25 protein-coding genes and 1 pseudogene are annotated in these 25,316 nt (G+C 70.7%); 22 read left to right on the plus strand and 4 right to left on the minus strand.

Translation table 11 applies throughout. The features are described 5' to 3' along the window. Window positions 1-27 precede the first annotated feature (27 nt). The 8 genes and pseudogenes from G3I60_RS23105 (at window position 28) to G3I60_RS23140 (ending at window position 8,432) form a co-directional block, all read left to right on the plus strand. A complete protein-coding gene (locus G3I60_RS23105; RefSeq protein ID WP_138355188.1) occupies window positions 28-426 on the plus strand; it encodes a hypothetical protein in 399 nt (132 codons plus the stop codon). After that, window positions 419-1,978: a peptidoglycan-binding protein gene (locus G3I60_RS23110; RefSeq protein ID WP_343241643.1), complete on the plus strand. Its 1,560-nt coding sequence runs from the start codon at window positions 419-421 to the stop codon at window positions 1,976-1,978. Before G3I60_RS23105 ends, G3I60_RS23110 begins: the two co-directional genes overlap by 8 nt. Then, window positions 1,968-2,675: an ABC transporter ATP-binding protein gene (locus tag G3I60_RS23115; RefSeq protein ID WP_164296547.1), complete on the plus strand. Its 708-nt coding sequence runs from the start codon at window positions 1,968-1,970 to the stop codon at window positions 2,673-2,675. The genes G3I60_RS23110 and G3I60_RS23115 overlap by 11 nt, the downstream gene beginning before the upstream one ends. A 56-nt stretch (window positions 2,676-2,731) precedes the next feature. Then, window positions 2,732-3,922, plus strand: coding sequence for an ABC transporter permease (locus G3I60_RS23120; RefSeq protein ID WP_232484773.1), 1,191 nt, complete (start codon window positions 2,732-2,734; stop codon window positions 3,920-3,922). 104 nt (window positions 3,923-4,026) lie between these two features. Further along, a complete protein-coding gene (locus tag G3I60_RS23125; protein WP_138355190.1) occupies window positions 4,027-4,725 on the plus strand; it encodes a demethylmenaquinone methyltransferase in 699 nt (232 codons plus the stop codon). 105 nt (window positions 4,726-4,830) lie between these two features. Further along, a pseudogene (locus G3I60_RS47105) lies at window positions 4,831-4,899 on the plus strand (zinc-ribbon domain-containing protein); the annotation flags it as partial. A gap of 75 nt (window positions 4,900-4,974) precedes the next feature. Then, the gene (locus G3I60_RS23135) at window positions 4,975-7,032 is read left to right on the plus strand and encodes a hypothetical protein (RefSeq protein WP_164296523.1); all 2,058 of its coding nucleotides are present in this window, start codon (window positions 4,975-4,977) and stop codon (window positions 7,030-7,032) included. Between the two features lie 113 nt (window positions 7,033-7,145). After that, on the plus strand, window positions 7,146-8,432 hold the full coding sequence (locus G3I60_RS23140; protein ID WP_138357572.1) for a geranylgeranyl reductase family protein: 1,287 nt from the start codon (window positions 7,146-7,148) through the stop codon (window positions 8,430-8,432). On the opposite strand, the gene G3I60_RS23145 is transcribed toward G3I60_RS23140, so the two are convergent. Next, window positions 8,429-9,301, minus strand: a complete 873-nt coding sequence (locus G3I60_RS23145) for an AraC family transcriptional regulator (protein WP_164607660.1) — start codon at window positions 9,299-9,301, stop codon at window positions 8,429-8,431. The two genes, G3I60_RS23140 and G3I60_RS23145, sit on opposite strands and share 4 nt — an antisense overlap. A 107-nt stretch (window positions 9,302-9,408) precedes the next feature. Here G3I60_RS23145 and G3I60_RS23150 point away from each other — a divergent pair, with 107 nt between their 5' ends. Then, window positions 9,409-9,801 carry a cupin domain-containing protein gene (locus tag G3I60_RS23150; protein ID WP_164296551.1) on the plus strand — a complete coding sequence of 131 codons (393 nt, stop codon included), beginning with the start codon at window positions 9,409-9,411 and terminating at the stop codon, window positions 9,799-9,801. Window positions 9,802-9,874: 73 nt separating this feature from the next. On the opposite strand, the gene G3I60_RS23155 is transcribed toward G3I60_RS23150, so the two are convergent. Next, entirely contained in the window at window positions 9,875-10,378 is a 504-nt protein-coding gene (locus G3I60_RS23155) for a peptidylprolyl isomerase (protein ID WP_138357569.1), read from the minus strand. A gap of 81 nt (window positions 10,379-10,459) precedes the next feature. Further along, the gene (locus G3I60_RS23160) at window positions 10,460-10,960 is read right to left on the minus strand and encodes an anti-sigma regulatory factor (RefSeq protein WP_164296553.1); all 501 of its coding nucleotides are present in this window, start codon (window positions 10,958-10,960) and stop codon (window positions 10,460-10,462) included. Between the two features lie 225 nt (window positions 10,961-11,185). On the opposite strand from G3I60_RS23160, the gene G3I60_RS23165 reads away from it, so the two are divergent. Further along, window positions 11,186-12,076, plus strand: coding sequence for a helix-turn-helix transcriptional regulator (locus tag G3I60_RS23165; protein WP_164296555.1), 891 nt, complete (start codon window positions 11,186-11,188; stop codon window positions 12,074-12,076). A gap of 10 nt (window positions 12,077-12,086) precedes the next feature. Then, window positions 12,087-12,281 carry a DUF397 domain-containing protein gene (locus G3I60_RS23170; RefSeq protein ID WP_164296557.1) on the plus strand — a complete coding sequence of 65 codons (195 nt, stop codon included), beginning with the start codon at window positions 12,087-12,089 and terminating at the stop codon, window positions 12,279-12,281. A gap of 825 nt (window positions 12,282-13,106) precedes the next feature. On the opposite strand, the gene G3I60_RS23175 is transcribed toward G3I60_RS23170, so the two are convergent. Next, a complete protein-coding gene (locus G3I60_RS23175; protein ID WP_138357564.1) occupies window positions 13,107-13,982 on the minus strand; it encodes a C40 family peptidase in 876 nt (291 codons plus the stop codon). Window positions 13,983-14,577: 595 nt separating this feature from the next. Here G3I60_RS23175 and G3I60_RS23180 point away from each other — a divergent pair. Genes G3I60_RS23180 through nuoK form a run of 11 tightly spaced genes read left to right on the plus strand, consistent with a single transcriptional unit; the run spans window position 14,578 to window position 25,310 of the window. Further along, a complete protein-coding gene (locus G3I60_RS23180; protein ID WP_164296559.1) occupies window positions 14,578-14,937 on the plus strand; it encodes an NADH-quinone oxidoreductase subunit A in 360 nt (119 codons plus the stop codon). An 18-nt stretch (window positions 14,938-14,955) separates the two neighbouring features. After that, entirely contained in the window at window positions 14,956-15,510 is a 555-nt protein-coding gene (locus G3I60_RS23185; protein ID WP_138357562.1) for an NADH-quinone oxidoreductase subunit B family protein, read from the plus strand. After that, window positions 15,507-16,241, plus strand: a complete 735-nt coding sequence (locus tag G3I60_RS23190; protein ID WP_138357561.1) for an NADH-quinone oxidoreductase subunit C — start codon at window positions 15,507-15,509, stop codon at window positions 16,239-16,241. Before G3I60_RS23185 ends, G3I60_RS23190 begins: the two co-directional genes overlap by 4 nt. Then, window positions 16,241-17,575, plus strand: a complete 1,335-nt coding sequence (locus tag G3I60_RS23195) for an NADH-quinone oxidoreductase subunit D (protein WP_138357560.1) — start codon at window positions 16,241-16,243, stop codon at window positions 17,573-17,575. Before G3I60_RS23190 ends, G3I60_RS23195 begins: the two co-directional genes overlap by 1 nt. Next, a complete protein-coding gene (nuoE, locus tag G3I60_RS23200; RefSeq protein WP_164296561.1) occupies window positions 17,572-18,447 on the plus strand; it encodes an NADH-quinone oxidoreductase subunit NuoE in 876 nt (291 codons plus the stop codon). The genes G3I60_RS23195 and nuoE overlap by 4 nt, the downstream gene beginning before the upstream one ends. Then, window positions 18,444-19,784, plus strand: coding sequence for an NADH-quinone oxidoreductase subunit NuoF (gene nuoF, locus G3I60_RS23205; protein ID WP_138357558.1), 1,341 nt, complete (start codon window positions 18,444-18,446; stop codon window positions 19,782-19,784). The genes nuoE and nuoF overlap by 4 nt, the downstream gene beginning before the upstream one ends. Beyond that, on the plus strand, window positions 19,781-22,270 hold the full coding sequence (locus G3I60_RS23210; protein WP_164607661.1) for an NADH-quinone oxidoreductase subunit G: 2,490 nt from the start codon (window positions 19,781-19,783) through the stop codon (window positions 22,268-22,270). Before nuoF ends, G3I60_RS23210 begins: the two co-directional genes overlap by 4 nt. Window positions 22,271-22,296: 26 nt before the next feature. Further along, complete coding sequence (nuoH, locus tag G3I60_RS23215) at window positions 22,297-23,625, plus strand: NADH-quinone oxidoreductase subunit NuoH (protein WP_164296605.1); 1,329 nt, start codon at window positions 22,297-22,299, stop codon at window positions 23,623-23,625. Next, entirely contained in the window at window positions 23,618-24,181 is a 564-nt protein-coding gene (gene nuoI, locus G3I60_RS23220; RefSeq protein ID WP_164296565.1) for an NADH-quinone oxidoreductase subunit NuoI, read from the plus strand. Before nuoH ends, nuoI begins: the two co-directional genes overlap by 8 nt. Next, entirely contained in the window at window positions 24,178-25,014 is an 837-nt protein-coding gene (locus tag G3I60_RS23225) for an NADH-quinone oxidoreductase subunit J (RefSeq protein WP_138357555.1), read from the plus strand. The genes nuoI and G3I60_RS23225 overlap by 4 nt, the downstream gene beginning before the upstream one ends. Beyond that, entirely contained in the window at window positions 25,011-25,310 is a 300-nt protein-coding gene (gene nuoK / locus G3I60_RS23230; protein WP_138357554.1) for an NADH-quinone oxidoreductase subunit NuoK, read from the plus strand. Before G3I60_RS23225 ends, nuoK begins: the two co-directional genes overlap by 4 nt. The last annotated feature ends 6 nt before the right edge of the window (window positions 25,311-25,316 follow it).

Here is a 25,316-nt window from a genome sequence, read left to right on the forward strand (position 1 = left end):
GTTCGACCGCGGCTACGCTGGTCGATCGTGCACAGCGCAGACCGGACCTCGTCCCGTACTCTCCGTACCTCCTGCCGCCCGATCCCGCTGCTCCTGCCCGTGCTGCTGGCCGCGGCGCTGGGCGCCGGTGGCTGTTCGGTGGACTCCGGGCCCGGGACACCCGGCAACTCCGGCGGGAGCGAGCAGGTCAAGGGCAACACCACGACGGTCGACCCGGTCCCCGCGGCGTTCCTGGAAGCGATGCGGCAGGAGACGAAGTGCATGCGTGAGCACGGGATCACGGACTATCCGGACCCCAGCCCGGCGACCGGTGAGTTCCAGTACCCGGCCGAACTGGGGCAGCGTCTGAAGCAGGATCCGTCGACCGCCGCCATCTGGCACACCTGCCAGGCGAAGTCCGGCGGCGACGGGATCCAGGGTGGCTGACGCACCGGTCCTCGCACGGCGCCGGATCTGGGTGATCGCCGTCGCGGTGGGCGCGTTGGCGCTCTCGGGCACGGCCGCCGGGGCGTCGCTGGTCATCAAGTCGCCCGCCCAGGAGGCCGCGGAGCGCGCGGCGCCGGCCCCCGACCTGCTGACCGCGCCGGTGGAACGCCGGGTCCTCAAGGACTCGGTGATCCTGCGCGGCACGGTGCGGGCCGGCCAGTCGGTGGACGTCTCGCCCTCCGTCACGCCGGGGGAGGGCGCCGCCACACCGGTCGTGACGAAACTGCTGGTGGCTCCCCGCGCGACGGTGACCGACGGCAAGGTGCTGCTGGAGGTGTCCGGGCGGCCGGTGTTCGCGCTGCGCGGCGCGCTGCCGGTGTACCGGGACCTGAAGCCGGGCGCGACCGGCGACGACGTCGCCCAACTGCAGCGCTCGCTCGGGGAACTGGGCCACCGGTCGGGCGACGACCCGCCCGGGACCTTCGGGCCCGGGACGAAGGCGGCGCTGACGGGGTTCTACGCCTCGATCGGCTACGACCCGCTGCCTGCCCACGCGGACGGCGGCGAGGCACTGAAGGCGGCGCGGGACGCGGTGACCGCGGCCGAACGCGCCCTCCAGGACGCGCAGGACGCACAGGACGAAATGGACGCGGCGAACGAGCCGTTCCTGTCCCCGACCGGAAACCCGTCGACCGGAAACCCGTCGACCGGAAACCCGTCGACCGGAAATCCGCCGGCCGGGAAGCCCGCCACCAGCAAGGCCGCCAAGCGCGCCGTGCAGCGGGCCCGGGAGGATCTCGGCAGCGCGAGGACCGACCTCGCCGCGGTCCTCGCCACCGACGGGCCGATGCTGCCGGCGGCCGAAGTGGTCTACCTGGACGGCTTTCCGGCCCGGGTGGACTCCATACCCGCGCACGTGGGATCGAAGGTGTCGGGAGCCGCGGTCATGACCGTGTCGGCCGGCGCGCTGGTGGTGCAGGGCACGCTGCAGGAGTACCAGAAGGGGCTGGTACGGCCGGGGAAGCGGGTCCAGATCCTGTCGGAGGTCAGCGGGGTGACCGCGGCGGCGACGGTTGCCTCGGTCGCCACGGCCGTCGACGGCGGGCAGGCGCCGGGGCAGACGTCCGAGGGGCAGCAGGACCAGGATCAGGGACGGGGGCAGGACCAGGGCGGGACCTCCGGGCCGCGCGGATATCCGATGGTGGTCCGCCCCGACCAGCCGCTGGATACACAACTGGCAGGTCAGGACGTCCGCTTGACCGTGGAGGCGGCTTCCACCGACGGGGTCGCGCTCGTCGTCCCCGTCACCGCGATCTCGGCGGGCGCGGACGGCCGCACCGTCGTCACGGTCGTCGCCAAGGGTGGCGCGCAGCGCCGGGTGGAGGTCAGGCCGGGCACCACAGGGGACGGTTTCGTGGAGGTCGTCCCGCTGGGGGGCGGCGTGCTCGCGGAAGGCGACCGGGTCGTCACCGGAGTCAGGGACACCTCCTCCGGAACTCCGTCCAAGGACGCTGCCGGGGACGTCTCCAAGGACGCGTCCAGTGGTCGCTGAGGTCCCCGCAGTCGAGGCCCGCGCGGTCATCGAACTGCGGCAGGCGGGGCTCACCTATCCCGGCCCGCCGCCCGTCGCCGCGCTCACCGCATGTGAACTGACGGTCGGAGCAGGCGAGTTCGTGACCGTCGTCGGCCCCTCCGGCTCCGGCAAGTCCACCTTCCTGAACATCGTGGGCCTGCTCGACGTGCCCACCTCCGGCAGCTATCTGCTCGACGGCATCGACACCGGCGCGCTCAAGGACGCCGACCGCACCGCACTGCGCGGCCGGCGCATCGGCTTCGTCTTCCAGTCCTTCCATCTCCTGCCGTACCGAAGTGCCGTGGAGAACGTCCGGCTCGCCCTGCTGTACGGCGCCGTGCCACGCGCCGAGTCCCACGAGCGGGCCCGCGAGGCACTGGCCAGGGTGGGTCTCGGCCACCGGCTGGACGCCGTGCCCACCCGGCTGTCCGGCGGCGAGCAGCAGCGGGTGGCCATCGCGCGGGCCCTGGTCTCCCGCCCGTCGCTGCTGCTGTGCGACGAGCCGACCGGCAACCTCGACACCGCCACGGCGGGCGCGATCCTGGGCCTGCTCGACGAACTGCACGCCGACGGCATGACGATCGTCGTCATCACCCACGACCCGCTGGTCGCCGCCCGCGGCGCGCGCACCGTCTCGATCCGCGACGGCGTGCTGACCGAACGGGCCACGGTGTGAGGTTCCGCCGGCGCGCTGCGCGCGGGGGGAGTCCCGTCGAGCCGTCCGTCCTCCCGCTGCGCGAGCTGCTCTCCGAGTCGCTCGCCGGGATGCTGCAGCGCCCCGGCCGCTCCGCGCTCACCGCGCTCGGCACCGTCCTCGGCGTCGGCACGTTCGTGGCGATCCTCGGGCTGACGGCCACCACGTCCTCACAGATCGACTCCCGCTTCGACCTGCTCACCGCGACCGAGGTGACGGTCGAGGACACCAGCGTCCAGCAGAACGCGTTCGCCGGTCCGGTCTTCCCGGCCGACGCCGACGAACGCATCGGCCGGCTCGGCGGCGTGGAGCACGCCGGCGTCTACTGGACGGTGCACCCCGCCGGCAGCGCCACCGTCCGCTCCTCACCGGTGGGCGCCGACTCCGGCGGCGAGGAGATCGGCATCGTCGCCGCGTCCCCCGGCGCCCTCCTCGCGGCGGACCCGCACCTCGCGCAGGGCAGGCTCTACGACGCCTACCTGTCGCGGGGCGCGCAGCCGGTCGCCGTGATCGGCTCGGGCATCGCCGCCCGCCTCGGCATCACCACCCTGGAGACGTATCCGGCGGTGTTCATCGGCGACCAGCCGTTCACGGTGGTCGGGATCATCGACGACACCCGCCGCAAGGCGGACTTGCTGCTCTCGGTGATCGTGCCGCGCACCACCGCCGAGCGGATCTGGGGCCCGCCGAAGGGCGGCGACGCCAGGATGCTGATCGCCACCAGGGTCGGCGCCGCCGGACAGATCGCCCATGAGGCCCCGACCGCGCTGCGCCCCGACCACCCCGAATACCTGAAGGCCGTCCCGCCGCCCGACCCCCGCACGCTGCGCGGCACCGTCACCGGCGACCTCAACCAGCTGTTCCTCCTGCTCGCGGCGATCTGCCTGGTCATCGGCGCCGTCGGCATCGCCAACACCACCCTGGTCGCCGTCCTGGAACGCACCGGCGAGATCGGGCTGCGCCGCGCCCTGGGCGCCCGGGGCCGGCACATCACCGCCCAGTTCCTGGCGGAGTCCGGCGCCCTCGGCGCGCTGGGCGGGCTGGTGGGCACCAGCCTCGGCGGCCTCACGGTCGTGATCGTCGCCCTCGTACGGGACTGGACGCCCGTCGTCCATCCGGCGACGATCGCCGCCGCCCCGGTGATCGGGCTGCTCACGGGCCTGCTCGCCGGCCTCTACCCGGCGCTGCGGGCCTCGCGCATCCAGCCGGCGGAGGCCCTCCGCCGCTGATCGTCGCCTGATCGCCGCCTGATCGTCGCCTGATCCGCGTCGGAAAAGGGGATCCGCCGGTGACCCCGGGCCGGGGTGGCGGGCGCGGGGTGGAGAATGGGCCCGTGACCCGAGCCTCCCTGGAAAAGCAGCCGCACGAAGTCGCCGCGATGTTCGACGACGTAGCCGCCAAGTACGACCTGACGAACGACGTGCTGTCACTCGGCCAGGCCCGGCTGTGGCGCAAGGCCGTCGCGCAGGCCCTCGACGTCCGGCCCGGCGAGCGCGTGCTCGACCTCGGTGCCGGCACCGGCACCTCCTCGCTGCCCTTCGTCGCGGCCGGCGCCCAGGTCGTCCCGTGCGACTTCTCCGTCGGCATGCTGCGCGAGGGCAAGAAGCGCCACCCGTCCCTGCCGCTCACCGCGGGCGACGCGACCAGGCTGCCGTTCGCCGACGGTGTCTTCGACGCGGTCACCATCTCCTTCGCGCTCCGCAACGTGCACGACACGGACGCCGGGCTGCGCGAGATGCTGCGCGTCACCAAGCCGGGCGGCCGCGTCGTGATCTGCGAGTTCAGCAGCCCGACCTTCAAGCCGTTCCGCACCGTCTACACCGAGTACCTGATGCGGGCCCTGCCGCCGGTCGCGACCGCCGTGAGCAGCAACCCGGACGCATACGTCTATCTCGCCGAGTCCATCCGCGCCTGGCCCGACCAGGCGGCGCTCGCCTCCCGGCTCCAGGAGGCCGGCTGGGCCAAGGTCGCCTGGCGCAACCTCACCGGCGGTGTCGTCGCGCTGCACCGGGCAGCGAAGATCGGTCAATAACCGGGCAGTTGTGAGGGCGGTGACAATAAACTCCGGGGTCTGAACGAGGACGGCCGTTCCCGACGGCCGTTCCCCGACACACGATCCCGACACCCGGAGTGCCCCATGCCGTTCTGCCCAGCCTGCGGCAACGCGTCGTCGGACGATGCACGTTTCTGCATGAAATGCGGCCGTGAACTGGGGGCGCCTCCGATACCGGCCCAGCCGCCGGCCGAGGGCCAGGAGCCTCCCGAGCGGCAGGAGCCGCCGGTGAGCGGCCAGGCCCCGCCGGTCCCCGGGCAGCCGCCCGCCCCGCCGACCGCCCCGCCCACGTACGGCGGGCCGCCCTACGGGTCCCCGGCGTCCGGGCCGCCCGTCTACGCCCCGCCCGCCTACGCGCCACCTCCGTACGCTCCGACCGCGTACGCCCCGACCGCGTACGCCCCGACCGCGTACGCCCCCGCGCCGCAGGGGCCCTCGCCCATCGCCCTGTTCCTGCGCCGCACCGTCTCCGGCGACTGGACCGGACCGCTCAAGGCGGGCCTGTGGCCCACCGCGGTGCTGCTGGCGTTCGCCGCGGTGATGGCGACGCAGTCCAACCGGCAGACCGACGCGGCCGACCTCGGTTACGGCGACCGGCTGCGCGGCTACCTCGCCATGGTCCTCACGGGCGTCGGCGGCATCTTCGGCGCCAAGGTCACACCGGGTGACGGTGGTTCGTCCTACGACGACTACGACGGCAGCACCGCCGCCCCTTACCTGAGATCGTCGACCCAGGACACCCTCACCCTGTCGATCGTGCCGCTGGTGGTCACCATCCTGTGGGGCCTCGCCCTCGTCCTGGCCCTGCGCCATCTCCGCCGCACCCAGACCGGCGCCGAGGCGGCGATCCGGGTGGCGGCGGTGTGCACCGCCGGCGCCCTCGTCCTGGCGCTCGTCGGCCAGCCGAGTCTCACGGTGACGGACGGGGAGTCCGGGGACCGGATCGACATCACGTCCGGGCCGTTCACCGTGCTGCTGTGGACCTTCGTGCTCAGCCTGCTGGTGGGTCTGTTCGTGCTGTGCCGCGACCGGCTGGACGGACACCTGGCGACCAGCCCGGGCCTGGCCGCCGCGACCCGCGCCCTGCGGGCCGCGATCCTGGCGCTCGGCATCGGGGTGGGCGTGTGCGCGCTCATCGCCCTGATCGTCCTGGCCGACCACTCCGACGAGATGGACAACGGGAGCTGGATGGGCGTCTCGCTGCTGATCGTGAACGGGGGGCTCTCGGCTCTGGCCCTCGCCTGGGGAGTGCCGGTCGAAGCGACGCGGTCGGGATCGGGCTACGACAGCGAGCGGTTCGGCCTCTCCGACCTGGGGCAGTTCGGTGACGGCTGGCCCATTCCCGGCGCCCTCGCCGCCGGTGCGGTCTGCGCGCTGATCCTCGGTGTGGTGGCCGTCCGCCGCTGCGCCGACCGGCGCGAGCAGTGGCTGGCGGCCGGCTTCTACGCGGGGCTCTTCGTGCTGCTGATCGCGATCGGCGGCACGAAGGGCGAGTACACGGAGGGCAGCAGGTCCGCGACGGTGGAGGCCGCCTCCAGCGTTCCGGAAGCGCTGCTCTTCGGGCTGTTGTGGGCCTTCGGCGGGGTGCTCGCCGTGACGTTCATCCTCCGGGTGCGCGCGGGAGGGCCGGGCGGTCAGGGCGGCCCCGGTGGGATTCCCGGCTACCCGCAGGGTTACCCGCCCGCCTACCCGCCGGGATACGGGCAGCCCTCCCAGCCCTCCCAGCCTTCCCAGCCTTCGCAGCCGGGCTTCGTGCCGCCGCAGGGCCTGCCGGCACAGGACCTGCGGTCAGAGGGACTGCCGTCCTATGGCGGACAGCCGTACGACGCGCCGTCGGCCGGGGGTTTCACGGAACCCGAGCTGCTGCTGAACCTCAACGCCTCGCCCGAGAAGCCGGCCCGGGCGCCCCGCAACCGGCTGCTCGTGGTCGGGCTGATCATGCTCGGCGCGTTCGCGATCGGGGGTGTGGCCACCGCGGGCGTGATCATGTTCAACCGGAACGACGACAAGCCGGCGAATCCGTCCTCCTGCCCGTCCGCGCCCGCCTCCTCCGGGGACCGCACGGAGCTGTGCGCCGAGTCCCCGTCCCCCGGCGACGACGGCACCCCGTCCGACGAGCCGAGCCCGTCCGACAGCACGTCCGACGCTCCCTCCGACAGCGCGACCAGCGACCCCTTCGGCAGTCCGACGGAGGAGTCGTCCGACACTCCGTCCGACACCCCGGCCGACGATCCGTTCGGCAGCACGTCGAACGCCCCGGCCGGCCTCCCGAGCGGCTCGGTCTGAGGCACACGGGGAGCTCGGGGCGTCCCGCACCGAGAGCCGCCGCCCGCACCCGGGCGGCGGCCTCATAGACTCGGCAGGAGCCAAGACCCCTCGCCGAAACCGGAGAGCCCACCGTGACCGACACAGCCCTGTCCGAGAACAGCGCCGATGTGATCGTCGTCGGCGCCGGGCCCGCCGGTTCGACGACCGCGTACTACCTGGCCAAGGCGGGACTCGACGTCCTCCTCCTGGAGAAGACCGCGTTCCCGCGCGAGAAGGTCTGCGGCGACGGGCTGACCCCGCGCGCCACCAAGCAGCTCGTCGGCATGGGCATCGACATCTCCGAAGAGGCCGGCTGGCTCCGCAACAAGGGGCTGCGCATCATCGGCGGCGGCGTTCGCCTCCAGCTCGACTGGCCGGACCTCGCCTCGTACCCGGACTACGGACTCGTCCGCAAGCGCGAGGACTTCGACGAGCTGCTCGCCCGCCAGGCGCAGAAGGCCGGCGCCCGGCTGCACGAGCGCTGCAACGTCGGCGCCCCCATCCGTGACGAGCGCACCGGCCACATCATCGGCGTCGAGGCCAAGCTCGGCGAGGAGAAGACCCCGGTCACCTTCCACGCCCCGCTGGTCGTGGCCGCCGACGGCAACTCGACGCGGCTGTCCCTGCACATGGGCCTGCACCGCCGCGAGGACCGCCCGATGGGCGTCGCGGTCCGTACGTACTTCACCTCGCCCCGCCACGACGACGACTACCTCGAATCCTGGCTGGAACTCTGGGACAAGCGCGGCACCGAGGACCGGCTGCTGCCCGGCTACGGCTGGATCTTCGGCATGGGCGACGGCACGAGCAACGTCGGCCTCGGCATCCTCAACTCGTCGAAGGCCTTCCGGGAGCTGGACTGGCGCGAGGTCCTCAAGACGTGGTGCGCCTCCATGCCCGCCGACTGGGGCTACACCGAGGAGAACCAGGTCGGCCCCATCCGCGGCGCGGCCCTCCCGATGGCCTTCAACCGCCAGCCGCACTACACCAAGGGCCTGCTGCTCGTCGGCGACGCCGGCGGCCTCGTCAACCCGTTCAACGGCGAGGGCATCGCCTATGCGATGGAATCCGGCCAGATCGCCGCCGACGTCATCGTCCAGGCCAACGCCCGCCAGACCCCCGCCCAGCGCGAACTGGCGCTGCACAACTACCCGCGCATCCTGAAGGAGACGTACGGCGGTTACTACACGCTGGGCCGCGCCTTCGTGAAGCTCATCGGCAACCCGCGGGTCATGAAGGTCATCACCGAGCGAGGTCTCACCCACCCGGTCCTGATGCGCTTCACCCTCAAGATGCTCGCCAACCTCACGGACCCGACCGGCGGCGACGCGATGGACCGCATCATCAACGGCCTGAGCAAGGTAGCCCCGAACTCCTAGCTGTTCGGGAAGCCCCTGCCCTTGGGGTTGCCCTGGGGATCGGCGGCGTAGCGCGCGGGCGTGGTGCCCACGTGCCGTCGGAAGTGCCGGTTCAGGTGGGCTTGGTCGTAGAACCCCACCTCGGTGGCGACGTCGGCCGGGCGCCCGCCCGCGAGCAGCAGCCGCCGCGCCCGGTCGATGCGCAGCCCGGTCAGATAGACGTGCGGCGGCAGGCCGTACGTCTGCTTGAAGCAGCGGATCAGATGGGTGGGGTGCGAGCGCAGCAGCGTGCTCGCCTCGTGCAGGGCGATGCCCTCCGACACCCGGGCGTCCAGCAGTTCCCGCAGCGCCACCGCCAGCCGGGCCGCCTCGCGGCCGGGCCGGCGGGTGCGGGCGGCGGCCAGATGGACGTTGAGCCGCTCCCGCACGAAGGCCAGCCGGGACTCGCCCTCGAAGACGTCGGGAGCGTCCCCCGCGGCTCCTGCGTGCCCTGCGTCTCCGAGAGCGTCGTGCAGCTGTCCGATGCGGTGGCGCAGCAGCCCGTCGATGAGCACCGGGCGGTCGACGGCCGTCCCCGTCAGGTTCTCGGGCAGCACGCTCCGGTCGAGGTACAGCACCCGCTTGCGGAATCCGGCGGGAGTCGCCGTCCGGCCGTCGTGGAAGACCCCGGGCGGCAGCAGCAGCGCCGCGGTGTCGGTTCCGGAGACGCCGTGCCGGTGCCGGTCGAGGCCGAAGTCCACCGACCCGTCGTCGACGATCATCAGCGTCCACGTGTCATGTGTGTGCGCGGGATAGGCGTGGTCCAGGAAGTGCGCGTGGAAGACCTCGGCGATGCCCGGAACCGCCGGCCGCCAAGCGGTGATGCGTGAGTCCGTCCGCTCTCCGCCCATGCGAGGAACGTACAAGACCGGCGGGCGCGCGCCGGGACACGCTCAGGGGGACCAGTCGGCCGGACGGGTCGGCCGGACCGGTCAGCCGCATCAGGAAGGGTTTTCTCATGACCACCCCGATACCCGTTGTTGTGCCCGCCGTGGTGAACATCTCCGACGCGCTCGCCCGGTTCAGCGACCACTGGGCGCAGCGGAAGATCGCCGGCATCAACGACTACGAGGTCAAGATCGCCAAGCTGCACGGGGAGTTCGTCTGGCACACCCACGAGGACACCGACGAGTTCATGCTCGTCATCAGCGGCCGGCTCACGGTCCGGTTCCGCGAGGGTGACCGCATCCTCGCCCCGGGCGAGTTCGTCGTGGTCCCGCGCGGGGTGGAGCACTGCACGGCCGCGGAGGAGGAGACGTCCATCCTGCTGCTGGAGCCCGCCGGGGTCGTCAACACCGGCGACGCGGGGGGAGAGCTGACGAACGCCGTTCGCGAGCTGGAGCCGAGCTGAAACGACGCCTGAAGGCCGACGCGCGCCGGGAGGCGGGTTCCGCCGCCCCGGCGCGTACGTCAGTCATGCCAGGTCAGGCGCCGACGACTCCGGAGTCGGAGATGGTGACCTTGGCGGAGGTCTTACCGCTCCGCGAGCCGAAGCCCTCGATCTTCGTGACCAGGTCCTGGCTGGCCTGGTCGGCGACCTCGCCGAAGACGACGTGCTTGCCGTCCAGGTGCGGCGTGGCCACGGTGGTGATGAAGAACTGCGAGCCGTTGGTGTTCGGCCCGGCGTTCGCCATCGACAGCAGACCCGGCTTGGAGTGCTTGCGGGTGAAGTTCTCGTCGGCGAACTTCGCACCGTAGATGCTCTTGCCGCCCGTGCCGTCACCGCGGGTGAAGTCGCCGCCCTGGAGCATGAAGCCCGGGATGACGCGGTGGAACGAGGACCCCTTGTAGCCGAAGCCCTGCTCGCCGGTGGCCAGCGCGCGGAAGTTCTCCGCGGTCTTGGGAGCCACGTCGTCGTACAGGTTGAAGGTGATGCGCCCGGCGGGGGCGTCGTCGATGGTGATGTCGAAGTACACGCTGATCGTCATGCCCCCATCCTGACACCCCGAGCCGCCACCGGCCGATTCCTGGGGGTCCGGCCCGCCCGTCGACCGCTCTGACCTGGCCTTTCACAGTTCGAACCAGACGGCCTTCCCCGGCCCCGCCCCGGCCGGCCGCACCCCCCAGTCGGTGGCACAGTCCCCGATGAGCGCCAGCCCCCGCCCCGACTCGTCACCCCCTTCGGCCGCCCGCCCGGCGGGCAGGCCGGGCGCGAAGTCGTGCACGAGGACGCGCAGGGTTGCGCAGGAGTCGGGGGCAGCGGGGCTGGGGCCGGGATTGGTGCCGTGGGTGGTGGCGGGGTCGGTGACGGCTCCGGTTCCGGTGACGGCTCCGGTGTCGGTCGGGGTGCGGCGACCGGTCCACTCGGCCGAAAGCGTCACCGGTATCGAACAGCCGCTGCTGTGGCACGCGTTGACCGCGTTCGTCACCGCCTCGGACGTCAACAGCAGCGCCGTATCAGTGAGATCGTCCCGCCGCGCACTCCGCAGGAGTGCGCGAACGGCTTCACGAGCGGACCGCACCCAGACGGGGTCGGGCGGGAAGACTAGGGAGAAGTCGGGTCCTGGCATGACGTGATGCCTCCGGGTGTCCGGTTGCCCTCAATGTATTGACGCAGGGTCAATTCACCCTGGAGAAGCGGTACTTCCATTTCGCAAGGGGTGGGCTGGTCATTCTTGACGGTAGAGAGCACACGGGTTTGTACATGCAACCCGAACAGAAGAAATGCCCCTAATGAGTGGACCGCCCCAGGCTGGGCCGGGCAGACTGCGCATGATCCAGGGGAGGTGGCTCCGATGGGGCTCCGTGCGAATCCGACACAGCGGCAACGGCGCTTGGGGGCCGAACTGCGCAGACTCCGCGAGTCGAGCGGCATGTCCGCCGCCGAGGCCGGATCCTTCGCCGACCTGGGCCAAGCCCACATGAGTCACATCGAGACGGGCCGCACGGCCATCCCCGAGGCCAAGCTGCGCGCTTTGACTACCGCCTACGGTTGCATGGACGAACCGTTGGTGGACGCACTGGTGGCGATGGGGCAGGCGTCGGGGAAGGGGTGGTGGCTGGATTTCCGGGAGTCCCTCGACGCGTCAGCCATCGATCTGGCCGAGCTGGAAGCGACAGCCTCCGCCCACCGGACCTTCCAGTGGGTCTATGTGCCGGGTCTGCTGCAGACGCCGGAGTACATGTACGCGCTGATGCGAGCGGGCGAACCCGACGCCAGCCCTGCCGAGCTGGACCGGGGTGTCGAGTTCCGGCAGCGGCGGCAGGCTGTACTCGTGGGCGACTCGCCACCGATCTATCACGCGGTGATCCACGAGGCCGCGCTGCTCATGCAGTTCGTCGGTGCGGAAGTCATGCGGCGGCAGATCGAGCATCTCGTCGAGATGGCCCGGCACCCGCATGTCCGGATCCAGATCCTCCCGTTCGCCGCACCGGCGTATCCGGCCAGGTTCGGCACGCCCTTCGTCTTCTTCGAGTCGTCCGTCCCCGCACTGGGCACGGTCTATGTCGAGCACCCGGTCTCTTCGCCGTTCCTGGCGGACCAGGAGCACCTGACCCAGTTCGCCGAGGCCCTCGACCGGCTGGGTACGGTGGCGCTGCCCCCGCTCGAACCTCAGCCCGAGTCGAAGTTCTACGCAAAGAAGGACTCGCTGGGACTGGTCCAGCATCTGCTGTACATCCTGTGAAGGAAACACCATGACGGAACTCGCCTGGCAGAAGTCCACTTTCAGCGGGGGAGGGACGTCGGGCGAGTGCGTAGAGGTGGCAGGGACCACCGGCCGCATTCACCTCCGTGAAAGCGACCGCCCCCGCGAGGTCCTCACCACAACCCCCGCTCACTGGGCGGCGTTCCTCCGCGCGATCAAGGCCGACGAGGCCGGTCGGTCGTAGCCGGCGCGGGTGGGCGCGGGGTTCGGGTCAGAGCGATGCGGAGTGGTTCTTCTGCGGCGCTGCGCACCTTGACCGGGCGGAGGGGAGGCCCCGGCGCTGCGCGCCTGCCAACGAAGCGGTCCGCTGCGCGGCCCGGTGAGGTGGAGGGAGTCCGGTCCGCTGCGCTCCCCTCGCGGGGTGGGGGGTCGGATACGGTCGGTGAGGCGGCGCGACTTCGGGACGGGGCGCGAGCTCCAGCCCGGCGGGCAGCGGGATGACGATCGAGCCTCGGCTCTCGAACCTGTGTGGCCGGACCCCCGCCATATTGAGTTTTGGCCGACCTTAGTGATCCCCACCCACCAAAGGACCGCCCCTCAGGCCCCGTAGAGCATCCCCCGTCACACCCACCCCACTTCGGCGCGAGGAAGGCGGGCCAAACGTCTGCCCCTCTTCGGGCGCACCACCCGCAGAGCCCCGCCGGGTCAAACCCGCCCCCACCCCGCGAGGGGAGCGCAGCGGACCGGACTCCCTCCACCTCACCGGGCCGCGCAGCGGACCGCTTCGTTGGCAGGCGCGCAGCGCCGGGGCCTCCCCTCCGCCCGGTCAAGGTGCGCAGCGCCGCAGAAGAACCACCCCGCATCGCTCTGACCTCAGCCCCGAACGCCCCGCACCCCGCATCGCTCTGACCCCAGCCCCGAACGCCCCGCACTCCGGAGCGGCCGGAGCGGCCGACCCAGCCGACCCGGCCGACCCGGCCGGTCATGAGGCCCATACGGAAGGGCCGCCGGCCCGAGCGGGGGACGGCGGCCCTACGTGGGGGGAAGCGGGGGAGCTGGGGGTTGGACGTCAGACCACGCGGGTGGCGAAGTCCGGCATGGACCAGCTCATGTCGTGGACGCCGATGCCCGTGCTCGGGTTGGCGGCGTCGAGGTACTGGTCGCCGCCGATGTAGACGCCGACGTGGTACGCGCTGCCCTGGCCGCCCCAGAAGACCAGGTCGCCGACCTGGAGGGAGCTGATGGAGACCGGGGTGCCGGTGTTCGACTGCTCCTGGGAGGTGCGGGGGAGGTCCACGCCGATCGTCCTGAACGCCGCCTGGACCAGGCCCGAGCAGTCGTACGAGGACGGGCCGGTGCCGCCCATGACGTAGGCCTTGCCGACCTGGGCCTGCAGGAAGCTGATGACGCTCGCGATGCTGCCGCTCGCCTTGGAGGCGGTGGAGGACACCTTCGAGGACGAGGAGCTGGACGAGGACGACACCGAAAGCTTGGTGCGCTCCGAGGAGCGGGACGCGGCCTGGGTGGCGGCCTCGCGCTCGTCCGCGGCCTTGGCGGCGGCAGCCTTGGCGTCGGCGGCCTTCTTCAGCTCGGCCCGCTTCGTCGCGGCTGCGGCCTTCCTGGCCGCGGCGGCAGCGGCGTCCTCGGCGGCCTGCAGCTTCAGCTGGACGACCGTCTGGTCGATGGCTGCGGCGGCCTGCGCGGCGGAGGCGGTGGTGCTCAGTGCGGGCGTCTGCTCGGCGGTCGTCGCGGTTCCGACCGGAGCGGGCGTGTGGTTCGAGTGGTCGGCCATGGCCGGAGCGGCCGCACCACTGAGGGCGAGCGCACTGACGACGCCGCCGACGATTCCGGCCCGGCGGACCCAGTTCGGGTTACCGGGAGCGGCGTGCCGTCGGCGGCGTATATGCGATTCGGATTTGGTGGTCCGGTTCAGGTTTGGGGACATGGAGTCCTGGCTATCAGGATGCGCCGGTTCCGTTCAACAAAGGTGGGATGCGACACAGTTGTCGTGTGCACGGCCGAATGTCCTTATTTGGATCTTGCTCACCCGGACCATATGTCCGACTCGTTCCCGAGCCGCCGCGGAGCGCTCGTGAGTGGGTTCACGTGCGTCAGCGGGACCTTCGTCCCGTTCACCCCTAAGGGGGCGGCCGTCGCTATCACGCCATTCGGTCCAGGGCGAATTTGCGTCTCGCGAGGGGCCCTTGATAATGCGCGCGCCGCTGTGACCAGGGGTAACGTAGATGAATGTGACGTCAAGTGATTGTTTGTGCCGCATGCGGTGCAAGATCACCGCTCATCAGCCTTCATGATCATTCGTCAGGTGGTGGAGATCACAAAGCCGTTGGCCCACCCCGTGTCGCAGATCACAGACCGCCGGGCATAAGATGCAGGCGGCTTGGGCTTGTGAACTGCCTCACATAGACGCGATCTTCACATGAACGCGATCTTCGTGAGGTGGACACGACCCGAGCGCATGGTCCCTCCCCCGGCGGGGGGACCCCCACGCAGTCATCGGCGACTGGAAGGAGCGGGGGACGATGAACGCCTATGCGCCCATCCTCGTGTTGGGCGGCCTCGGGGCCGGCTTCGCGATCTTCTCCGTGATCACGGCCTCGATCGTCGGACCAAAACGGTATAACCGGGCCAAACTGGAAGCATATGAGTGCGGCATCGAGCCCACTCCGCAGCCCATCGGCGGCGGGCGCTTCCCCATCAAGTACTACCTGACGGCGATGCTCTTCATCGTCTTCGACATCGAGATCGTCTTCCTCTATCCCTGGGCCGTCACGTTCGACTCCCTGGGGATTTTCGGGCTCGTGGAGATGCTCCTCTTCGTGCTCACCGTCTTCGTCGCCTACGCATACGTGTGGCGGCGCGGCGGCCTGGAATGGGACTAGGGGACAAGGGGCCAACGCATGGGTATCGAAGAAAAACTGCCGAGTGGATTTCTGCTGACCACGGTGGAGTCCGCCGCGGGCTGGGTGCGTAAGGCGTCGGTCTTCCCGGCCACCTTCGGCCTGGCCTGCTGTGCCATCGAGATGATGACGACCGGGGCCGGGCGCTACGACCTGGCCCGTTTCGGTATGGAGGTCTTCCGCGGCTCGCCGCGGCAGGCGGACCTGATGATCGTGGCCGGCCGGGTCAGCCAGAAGATGGCGCCGGTGCTGCGGCAGGTCTATGACCAGATGCCGAATCCCAAGTGGGTCATCTCCATGGGGGTCTGCGCTTCTTCGGGTGGAATGTTCAACAATTACGCCATTGTGCAGGGTGTTGACCACATTGTCCCCGTTGATATCTATTTGCCCGGCTGTCCGCCCCGGCCCGAGATGCTCATGGACGCCATCCTCAAGCTCCACCAGAAGATCCAGGGCGAGAAGCTCGGCGTGAACCGTGAGGAGGCGGCCCGCGAAGCGGAGTCCGCCGCACTCAACGCGCTCCCGCTGATCGAGATGAAGGGGCTGCTGCGGTGACAGACGCCAACGGCACCAACCCCGACCGCGACCTGCAGACCGACAACCTCCCCGGCCAGCGCGACGACGCCGGCGAGGTCATCGGTCACCGCAAGGGCATGTTCGGTGCCAACAACGGTGGCGACACCTCCGGCTACGGCGGCCTCGTCAGGACCGTCCGGCTGCCAGGCCCGGCCCACCGCCCCTACGGCGGCTGGTTCGACGAGGTGGCCGACGAGCTGGAGGGCGCGCTGGAGGAGCAGGGACTGCTCCCCTCCAACGCGATCGACCGGACCGTCATCGACCGTGACGAGCTGACCTTCCACATCGCCCGCGAGCACCTCGTGCAGGTCGCCAAGACCTGCCGCGACGATCCGGCGCTGCGCTTCGAGCTCTGTACGGGCGTGAGCGGGGTGAACTACCCCGAGGACAAGGGCCGTGAGCTGCACGCCGTCTACCACTTGCGTTCGATCACGCACAACCGGCTGATCCGGCTGGAGGTGAGCGCCCCCGACAGCGACCCGCACATCCCGTCGATCGTCCCGGTGTACCCGACGAACGACTGGCACGAGCGTGAGGCGTACGACTTCTTCGGCATCGTCTTCGACGGCCACCCGGCCCTCACACGGATCATGATGCCGGACGACTGGCCCGGCCACCCGCAGCGCAAGGACTACCCGCTCGGCGGCATCCCCGTCGAGTACAAGGGCGCCCAGATCCCGGCTCCCGACCAGCGGAGGTCGTACTCCTGATGAGCACTCACCACGCACCCGCTCAGGCGGAAGAACGCGACACCACCGAAGGCCGGGTCTTCACCGTCACCGGTGGCGACTGGGACGAGCTGGCCGAGACCGTCGGCAGGTCCGACGACGAGCGCATCATCGTCAACATGGGGCCGCAGCACCCGTCCACCCACGGTGTGCTCCGGCTGATCCTGGAGATCGACGGCGAGACGGTCACCGAGGCCCGGTCGGGCATCGGCTACCTGCACACCGGCATCGAGAAGAACATGGAGTACCGGACGTGGACCCAGGGGTCCACGTTCGTGACGCGCATGGACTACCTCACGCCGTTCTTCAACGAGACGGCGTACTGCCTCGCGGTCGAGAAGCTGCTCGGCGTCACCGAGCAGGTGCCGGACCGGGCCAGCGTCATCCGCGTGCTGCTGATGGAGCTGAACCGGCTCTCCTCGCACCTGGTGTGCATCGCCACCGGCGGTATGGAGCTCGGCGCCACCACGATCATGATCTACGGGTTCCGCGACCGTGAACTGATCCTGGACGTCTTCGAGCTCATCACCGGGCTGCGGATGAACCACGCGTACATCCGGCCGGGCGGCCTCGCCCAGGACCTGCCGCCGGGCGCGGTGGACCAGATCCGCGAGCTCGTGAAGAAGATGCGCAAGAACCTTCCCGAGTACGACAAGCTCGCCACCGGCAACCCGATCTTCAAGGCCCGGATGGAAGAGGTCGGCTACCTGGACCTGGCCGGCTGCATGGCGCTCGGCGCCACCGGCCCGATCCTGCGCGCCGCCGGCCTGCCGCACGACCTGCGCAAGGCGCAGCCGTACTGCGGTTACGAGAACTACGACTTCGAGATCCCGACGGCGGACACCGCCGACTCCTACGGCCGCTTCCTGGTCCGCCTGGAGGAGATGCGGCAGTCGCTGCGCATCGTCGAGCAGGCACTGGACAAGCTGGCCCCAGGACCGGTGATGGTCGAGGACAAGAAGATCGCCTGGCCCGCGCAGCTCGCGCTCGGCCCGGACGGCCTCGGCAACTCCCTGGACCACATCAAGAAGATCATGGGCACCTCGATGGAGTCCCTGATCCACCACTTCAAGCTGGTGACCGAGGGCTTCCGGGTTCCGCCGGGCCAGGCGTACACCGCGGTGGAGTCGCCCAAGGGCGAGCTGGGCGTGCATGTCGTCAGCGACGGCGGCACCCGCCCCTTCCGGGTCCACTTCCGCGACCCGTCCTTCACCAACCTGCAGTCCATGGCGGCGATGTGCGAGGGCGGCCAGGTCGCCGACGTCATCGTGGCCGTGGCGTCCATCGACCCCGTGATGGGAGGCGTCGACCGATGACCGACGTGTCTTTGGGCATCCCGCAGATGCCCGCGCCCGACTATCCGGCCGATGTACGCGCCAGGCTGGAGGCGGACGCGAAGGAGATCATCGCCCGCTATCCCGGCAGCCGCAGCGCGCTCCTGCCGCTGCTGCACCTGACGCAGTCGGAGGACGGCTACGTCACCCGCACCGGCGTCCGGTTCTGCGCGGAGCAGCTCGACCTCACCACCGCCGAGGTCACCGCGGTCGCGACCTTCTACTCCATGTACCGGCGCAAGCCCAGTGGCGACTACCAGGTCGGGGTCTGCACCAACACGCTCTGCGCGGTGATGGGCGGCGACGCCATCTTCGACGAGCTGAAGGAGCACCTCGGGGTCGGCAACAACGAGACCACCGAGGACGGCAAGGTCACGCTGGAGCACATCGAGTGCAACGCGGCCTGCGACTTCGCCCCGGTGGTGATGGTGAACTGGGAGTTCTTCGACAACCAGACACCGGGCTCCGCCAAGCAGCTGGTCGACGACCTCATCGCCGGCCGCGAGGTGCGGCCGACCCGTGGCGCACCGCTGTGCACGTACAAGGAGACCGCCCGCATCCTCGCCGGCTTCCCCGACGAGCGCCCCGGCGCCGTCGAGGCCACCGGCGGAGCCGGCCCCGCGTCGCTCGCGGGACTGCGGCTGTCGCGCGGCGAGGCACTGCCCGGCCCGGGCGCCGGACAGCCGGCCCGCCGGTCGTCCGTACCGCCGCAGGGCGAGACGCCGGCCGCGCCGTCGGGCACCCCCGGGCAGCCCAGCCCCGCCGAGCACGCCAGCTCGCACGACGCACCGCAGGAGACCGCCGTGTCGGACCCCGCCAACCCGGCAGGACCTGAGAGCGAGGAGGGCAAATGATGACCGTGTCGCCCGAGAAGCTGCTCACCCCTGTTCTGTCGGCCTTCTGGGACGACCCGCAGTCGTGGACGCTCGACACCTACCGCCGTCACGAGGGCTACGAGGGCCTGCGCAAGGCCCTCGCGATGCCGCCGGACGACGTCATCGCGTATGTGAAGGACGCCGGACTGCGCGGCCGTGGCGGCGCCGGCTTCCCGACCGGTATGAAGTGGCAGTTCATCCCGCAGGGTGACGGCAAGCCGCACTACCTGGTCGTCAACGCCGACGAGTCGGAACCGGGTACCTGCAAGGACATCCCGCTGCTGTTCGCGAACCCGCACTCGCTCATCGAGGGCATGGTGATCGCCTGCCACGCGATCCGCTCCAACCACGCCTTCATCTATCTGCGCGGCGAGGTCGTCCCGGTGCTGCGCCGGCTGCACGAGGCGGTGCGCGAGGCGTACGAGGCCGGCTACCTCGGCAAGAACATCCAGGGCAGCGGCTTCGATCTGGAGCTGACCGTCCACGCCGGGGCCGGCGCGTACATCTGCGGCGAGGAGACGGCGCTGCTGGACTCGCTCGAAGGACGCCGCGGCCAGCCCCGGCTGCGCCCGCCGTTCCCGGCGGTCGAGGGCCTGTACGCCTGCCCGACCGTCGTCAACAACGTCGAGTCCATCGCCTCGGTGCCCGCGATCATGCAGCGCGGCAAGGACTGGTTCAAGTCGATGGGCAGCGAGAAGTCCCCGGGCTTCACGCTGTACTCGCTGTCCGGGCACGTCGTCAGCCCCGGCCAGTACGAGGCCCCGCTCGGCATCACGCTGCGCCAGCTGCTCGACATGAGCGGCGGTATCCGGCCGGGCCACCGGCTGAAGTTCTGGACCCCCGGCGGCTCGTCGACCCCGATGTTCACCGACGAGCACCTGGACGTACCGCTCGACTACGAGGGCGTGGGCGCCGCCGGCTCCATGCTCGGCACCAAGGCGCTGCAGTGCTTCGACGAGACGACGTGCGTGGTGCGGGCGGTGACGCGCTGGACGGAGTTCTACGCCCACGAGTCCTGCGGCAAGTGCACGCCGTGCCGTGAGGGCACGTACTGGCTGGTCCAGTTGCTGCGGGACATCGAGGCCGGCAAGGGCAAGCTGTCCGACCTCGACAAGCTCAACGACATCGCCGACAACATCAACGGCAAGTCCTTCTGTGCGCTCGGCGACGGCGCCGCCAGCCCGATCTTCTCCTCCCTCAAGTACTTCCGCGAGGAGTACGAGGAGCACATCGAACGCAAGGGCTGCCCCTTCGACCCGGCCGCCTCGACCGTATGGGCCGACGCCGGAACGTCTCACCTGGAGGTGAACGCATGACAGTCACCACGTCTGCCCCCTCCGGAGGGGGAGAGGCGGCGGTTCCGCCGGAGGATCTCGTCGCCGTCACGATCGACGGCGTCGCGCTCTCGGTCCCCAAGGGGACCCTGGTGATCCGTGCGGCGGAGCTGCTGGGCATCGAGATCCCGCGGTTCTGCGACCACCCGCTCCTCGACCCGGCCGGCGCCTGCCGGCAGTGCATCGTCGAGGTCGAGGGCCAGCGCAAGCCGATGGCGTCCTGCACGATCACGTGCACCGACGGCATGGTCGTCAAGACCCATCTCACCTCGCCGGTCGCCGAGAAGGCGCAGCGCGGGGTGATGGAGCTGCTGCTCATCAACCACCCACTGGACTGCCCGGTCTGCGACAAGGGCGGCGAGTGCCCGCTGCAGAACCAGGCGATGAGCACCGGCCAGGCGGACACCCGCTTCGAGGGCAAGAAGCGCACGTACGAGAAGCCGGTGCCGATCTCCACGCAGGTGCTGCTGGACCGGGAGCGCTGTGTGCTGTGCGCGCGCTGCACCCGGTTCTCGGAGCAGATCGCGGGCGACCCGTTCATCGAGCTCATCGAGCGCGGCGCCCTCCAGCAGGTCGGAATCGGCGACGGCGACCCGTTCGCCTCGTACTTCTCCGGCAACACCATCCAGATCTGCCCGGTGGGCGCGCTGACCTCGGCGGCGTACCGCTTCCGGTCCCGGCCGTTCGACCTGGTGTCGTCGCCGTCGGTCTGCGAGCACTGCGCGGGCGGCTGCGCGACGCGCACCGACCACCGGCGCGGCAAGGTCATGCGGCGGCTGGCCGCCGACGACCCCCAGGTCAACGAGGAATGGGTGTGCGACAAGGGGCGCTTCGGCTTCCGCTACGCACAGCGCCCCGACCGCCTCAAGCACCCGCTGCTCCGTAACAAGGAGACCGGTGAGCTGGAGCCGGCGAGCTGGCCCGAGGCACTGGCGGCCGCGGCCGCCGGGATCGCGGCGGCCGGCGGCCGCACCGCGGTACTGGCCGGCGGCCGGCTGACCGTCGAGGACGCCTACGCCTACGCCAAGTTCGCGCGGGTCGCCCTCGACACCAACGACGTCGACTTCCGGGCCCGGGTGCACAGCGCCGAGGAGGCCGACTTCCTGGCCTCGCAGGTGGCGGGACGCGGCCGGGACCTGGACGGCGACGGCATCACGTACACGACGCTGGAGAAGGCGCCGGCCGTCCTGCTCGTCGGTCTCGAGGCCGAGGAGGAGGCTCCGGGGATCTTCCTCCGGCTTCGCAAAGCGAACCAGAAGCGGCGCCAGCGGACCTTCGCACTGGCGCCGTTCGCGACCCGTGGCCTGACGAAGGCGGGCGGCACGCTGCTGCCCGCCGCACCCGGCACCGAGCCCGAGTGGCTGGACGCGCTCGCCGGCGGGGTCGGTCTCGACGAGGCGGGCGAGAAGGCCGCCGAGGCGCTGCGTGCCGAAGGGTCGGTGATCCTGGTCGGCGAACGGCTGGCCGCCGTACCCGGCGCGCTGACCGCGGCGATCCGCTTCGCCACGGCGAGCGGCGCGAAGCTCGCGTGGATCCCGCGCCGCGCGGGTGAGCGCGGAGCGGTCGAGGCGGGCGCGCTGCCGGGGCTGCTGCCCGGTGGCCGGCTGGTCACCGACCCGCGGGCCCGCGACGAGGTCGCCCGGGTCTGGGGACTGGCCGAACTCCCGCACCGCTTCGGGCGCGACACCGGCCAGATCGTCGAGGCCGCCCTGAGCGGCGAGCTGGCGGCGCTGGTCGTCGGCGGCGTCGAGGTCGCGGACCTGCCGGACCCGGCCCGCGCCCGGCTCGCGCTGGACGCGGTCGGCTTCGTCGTCAGCCTGGAACTGCGGCCCTCCGAGGTCACCGACCGGGCGGATGTCGTCCTGCCGGTGGCCGCGGTCGCCGAGAAGGCCGGCACCTTCCTCAACTGGGAGGGCAGGGCTCGGCTGTTCGACGCGGCCATCAAGCCGGACCAGGTCGTCAACCGGCACCAGCTGCCGGACGCCCGGGTCCTGACGATGCTCGCCGACGCGCTCGGCGTCAGCCTCGGACTGGGCGACGTCCGCGCCGCCCGCACCGAACTGAACCGGCTCTCCCCCTGGGACGGGCCGCACGCCTCCCAGCCGCTGGAGACGTCCCGGACGCTGCCCGTGCCCGCCGCGGGCGAGGCGGTGCTCGCCGGGCACCGGCTGCTGCTCGACCAGGGCAAGCTCCAGGAGGGCGACGACGCGCTGGCCGGCACCCGGCACGAGGCGGTGGTGCGGCTGTCGGCCGCGACCGCCGCGGAGGCCGGGCTCGCCAACGGCGACCTCACCGAGGTCTCCGGGCCCGCCGGTTCGGTACGGCTGCCGCTGCGCATCACTCCGATGCCCGACCGGGTGGTGTGGCTGCCGCTGAACTCCACGGGCGGGGGCGTCGCCAGCGATACCGGCGCGCTGCCCGGCCAGGTCGTCAAGGTCGGCGCCGCTGCCACGGAGGTGGCCCAGTGAACAACCTCTCCGCCGAAGATCTGTCGATGTTCGGCACCGATCCGTGGTGGCTGATCCTCCTCAAGGCGGTCTTCTGCTTCGCCTTCGCCATGCTGACCGTGCTGTTCTCGATCGTCTGGGAGCGCAAGGTCGTGGCGTGGATGCAGCTGCGCATCGGCCCCAACCGGCACGGCCCGTGGGGCATGCTCCAGTCGCTCGCCGACGGCATCAAGCTGATGCTGAAGGAAGACATCATCGTCAAGCGCGCGGACAAGGTGGTGTACATCCTCGCGCCGATCGTCGCGGCGATCCCCGCCTTCATGTCCTTCGCGGTGATCCCCTTCGGCCCGGCCGACAACGAGGTGTCGATCTTCGGCACCCGCACCGCGCTGCAGCTCACCGATCTCCCGATCGGCGTCCTGTACATCCTGGCCACCGCGTCCGTCGGCATCTACGGCATCGTGCTCGCGGGCTGGTCCTCCGGCTCGACGTACCCGCTGCTCGGCGGATTGCGCGCCTCGGCCCAGATGATCTCCTACGAGATCGCGATGGGGCTGTCCTTCGCGGCGGTCTTCCTCTACTCCGGGTCGATGTCCACCTCGGCGATCGTCGAGGCGCAGCACGACCGCTGGTTCGCGGTGCTGCTGCCGGTCTCGCTGCTGATCTACATCGTGGCGATGGTCGGTGAGACCAACCGCGCCCCGTTCGACATGCCGGAGTCCGAGGGCGACCTGGTCGGCGGCTTCAACACCGAGTACTCGTCGATCAAGTTCGCGCTCTTCATGCTCGCCGAGTACGTGAACATGGTGACGGTCTCGGCGGTGGCGACCACCCTCTTCCTGGGCGGCTGGCGGGCCCCGTGGCCGATCAGCACCTTCTGGGAGGGCGCGAACCACGGCTGGTGGCCGATGCTCTGGTTCACGATCAAGGTCCAGCTGCTGCTGTTCTTCTTCATCTGGCTGCGCGGCACGCTGCCGCGGGTGCGTTACGACCAGTTCATGAAGCTGGGCTGGAAGGTCCTCATCCCGGTCTCGATGGTCTGGCTGATGCTGGTCGCGACCGTCCGGGCGATGCGGAACGAGAACTACGGCCTGCGCGACATCGTGCTGTACGTCGGCGGGGCCGTCGTCGGCCTGCTGCTGATCTCCCTCGTGGTCGATGTGTTCCGCGACCGCGGGCGGAAGAAGGACGAGGCGGAAGCCGCCGCGGCACCGCCGGAACCGTTCGATCCGATGGCGGGCGGCTTCCCCGTACCGCCGTTGCCGGGGCAGACGCTGCCACCGGTGCCGCGCCGTCGCAGCCGCAGCCTTGGCGAGCCGCAGCTCGTCGGTGCCCCGGACGCCCCGGACAATGACAAGGAGGCCGACGATGCCTGAGTTCCTGGGCCCGGTCGCGGGCTTCGGCGTGACCTTCAAGGCCATGTTCAAGAAGCGGCTGACCGAGCAGTACCCCGAGGAGAAGAAGCCGACCGCGCCGCGCTTCCACGGCCGGCACCAGCTCAACCGGCACCCGGACGGGCTGGAGAAGTGCGTCGGCTGCGAACTGTGCGCCTGGGCCTGCCCGGCCGACGCGATCTACGTGGAGGGCGCGGACAACACCGAGGAGGAGCGCTACTCCCCGGGTGAGCGCTACGGCCGCGTCTACCAGATCAACTACGCCCGCTGCATCCTGTGCGGGCTGTGCATCGAGGCGTGCCCCACCCGGGCGCTGACGATGACCAACGAGTACGAACTCGCCGACAGCAGCCGTGAGTCGCTGATCTTCACCAAGGAGCAGCTGCTCGCCGGCCTGGAGGAGGGCATGGTCGAGGCACCGCACTCGATCTTCCCCGGCACCGACGAGCAGGACTACTACCGGGGACTGGTCAGTGAGGCCGCGCCCGGCACCGTCACCCAGGAGCGCACTCCTGCGGAGAAGGAGGTGGAGGCGTGAGCACGTTCGCCGCCGCCGCTTCCACCACCTCGACGGGTGAGGCGTTCCAGTTCTGGGTGCTCGCCGTCGTCGCCGTGCTGGGTGCGCTGGGCACCGTACTGAGCAAGAAGACGGTGCACAGCGCGCTCTGTCTGGCCGGGACCATGATCATCCTGGCTGTCTTCTACCTGGCGCAGGGCGCGTACTTCCTCGGGGTCGTCCAGATCGTCGTCTACACCGGCGCGATCATGATGCTCTTCCTCTTCGTCGTCATGCTGGTCGGCATCACCGCCGCCGACTCGCTGAAGGAGACGCTGAAGGGCCAGCGCTGGCTGGCCGCGGGATGCGGTCTCGGCTTCGGGATCCTGCTGATCGCGGGCATCGGCAACGCCTCGCTCGACACCTTCGCCGGCCTCGGCCAGGCGAACGCGGGCGGCAACGTCGAGGGCCTGGCGCGGCTCATCTTCACCAAGTACGTCTGGGCCTTCGAGATCACCGGCGCGCTGCTGATCACGGCGGTCGTCGGCGCGATGGTGCTGACGCACCGCGAGCGGACCGAGGAGCGCAGCACGCAGCGCGAGTTGTCGATCGCGCGGGTCCGCGCGGGCACCCAGGTGCCGCCGCTGCCCGCCCCCGGCGTCTACGCCCGGCACAACGCGGTGGACGTCCCCGGCCTGCTGCCGGACGGCACCACCTCGGACCTGTCGGTCAGCGCCACGCTGCGGGACCGAGGCCAGATCCGTGATGTGTCGAACGAGGCCCTGGCCGATCTCGCCGAGCTGGAACAGCGCTCGGAGAGCTGGCTGGAACGGTCCGCGCCCGAGGTCACAGCGCCAGAGGAGGCGAGCAAGTGAATCCGGTCAACTACCTGTACCTGGCCGCGCTGCTGTTCACCATCGGCGCCGCCGGGGTGCTGATCCGGCGCAACGCGATCATCGTCTTCATGTGCGTCGAGCTGATGCTGAACGCCTGCAACCTGGCGTTCGTCACCTTCTCCCGGATGCACGGCAACCTCGACGGCCAGATCATCGCCTTCTTCACGATGGTGGTCGCCGCCGCCGAGGTCGTGGTCGGGCTCGCGATCATCGTGACGATGTTCCGCTCCCGGCACTCGGCCTCGGTCGACGACGCCAATCTGATGAAGCTGTAAGGGGTA

Origin of the sequence: Streptomyces sp. SID13666, assembly GCF_010548325.1 — a bacterium.
GTDB classification, from domain to species: Bacteria; Actinomycetota; Actinomycetes; order Streptomycetales; family Streptomycetaceae; genus Actinacidiphila; species Actinacidiphila fildesensis.

Coding starts and splice junctions, on each gene's coding strand:
- G3I60_RS23145 (WP_164607660.1), bottom strand. CDS start 9,301: ATGGGCGGAGAGCGGACGGACTCACGCATCACCGCTTGGCGGCCGGCG.
- G3I60_RS23150 (WP_164296551.1), top strand. CDS start 9,409: ATGACCACCCCGATACCCGTTGTTGTGCCCGCCGTGGTGAACATCTCC.
- G3I60_RS23155 (WP_138357569.1), bottom strand. CDS start 10,378: ATGACGATCAGCGTGTACTTCGACATCACCATCGACGACGCCCCCGCC.
- G3I60_RS23160 (WP_164296553.1), bottom strand. CDS start 10,960: ATGCCAGGACCCGACTTCTCCCTAGTCTTCCCGCCCGACCCCGTCTGG.
- G3I60_RS23165 (WP_164296555.1), top strand. CDS start 11,186: ATGGGGCTCCGTGCGAATCCGACACAGCGGCAACGGCGCTTGGGGGCC.
- G3I60_RS23170 (WP_164296557.1), top strand. CDS start 12,087: ATGACGGAACTCGCCTGGCAGAAGTCCACTTTCAGCGGGGGAGGGACG.
- G3I60_RS23175 (WP_138357564.1), bottom strand. CDS start 13,982: ATGTCCCCAAACCTGAACCGGACCACCAAATCCGAATCGCATATACGC.
- G3I60_RS23180 (WP_164296559.1), top strand. CDS start 14,578: ATGAACGCCTATGCGCCCATCCTCGTGTTGGGCGGCCTCGGGGCCGGC.
- G3I60_RS23185 (WP_138357562.1), top strand. CDS start 14,956: ATGGGTATCGAAGAAAAACTGCCGAGTGGATTTCTGCTGACCACGGTG.
- G3I60_RS23195 (WP_138357560.1), top strand. CDS start 16,241: ATGAGCACTCACCACGCACCCGCTCAGGCGGAAGAACGCGACACCACC.
- nuoE (WP_164296561.1), top strand. CDS start 17,572: ATGACCGACGTGTCTTTGGGCATCCCGCAGATGCCCGCGCCCGACTAT.
- nuoF (WP_138357558.1), top strand. CDS start 18,444: ATGATGACCGTGTCGCCCGAGAAGCTGCTCACCCCTGTTCTGTCGGCC.
- G3I60_RS23210 (WP_164607661.1), top strand. CDS start 19,781: ATGACAGTCACCACGTCTGCCCCCTCCGGAGGGGGAGAGGCGGCGGTT.
- nuoH (WP_164296605.1), top strand. CDS start 22,297: ATGTTCGGCACCGATCCGTGGTGGCTGATCCTCCTCAAGGCGGTCTTC.
- nuoI (WP_164296565.1), top strand. CDS start 23,618: ATGCCTGAGTTCCTGGGCCCGGTCGCGGGCTTCGGCGTGACCTTCAAG.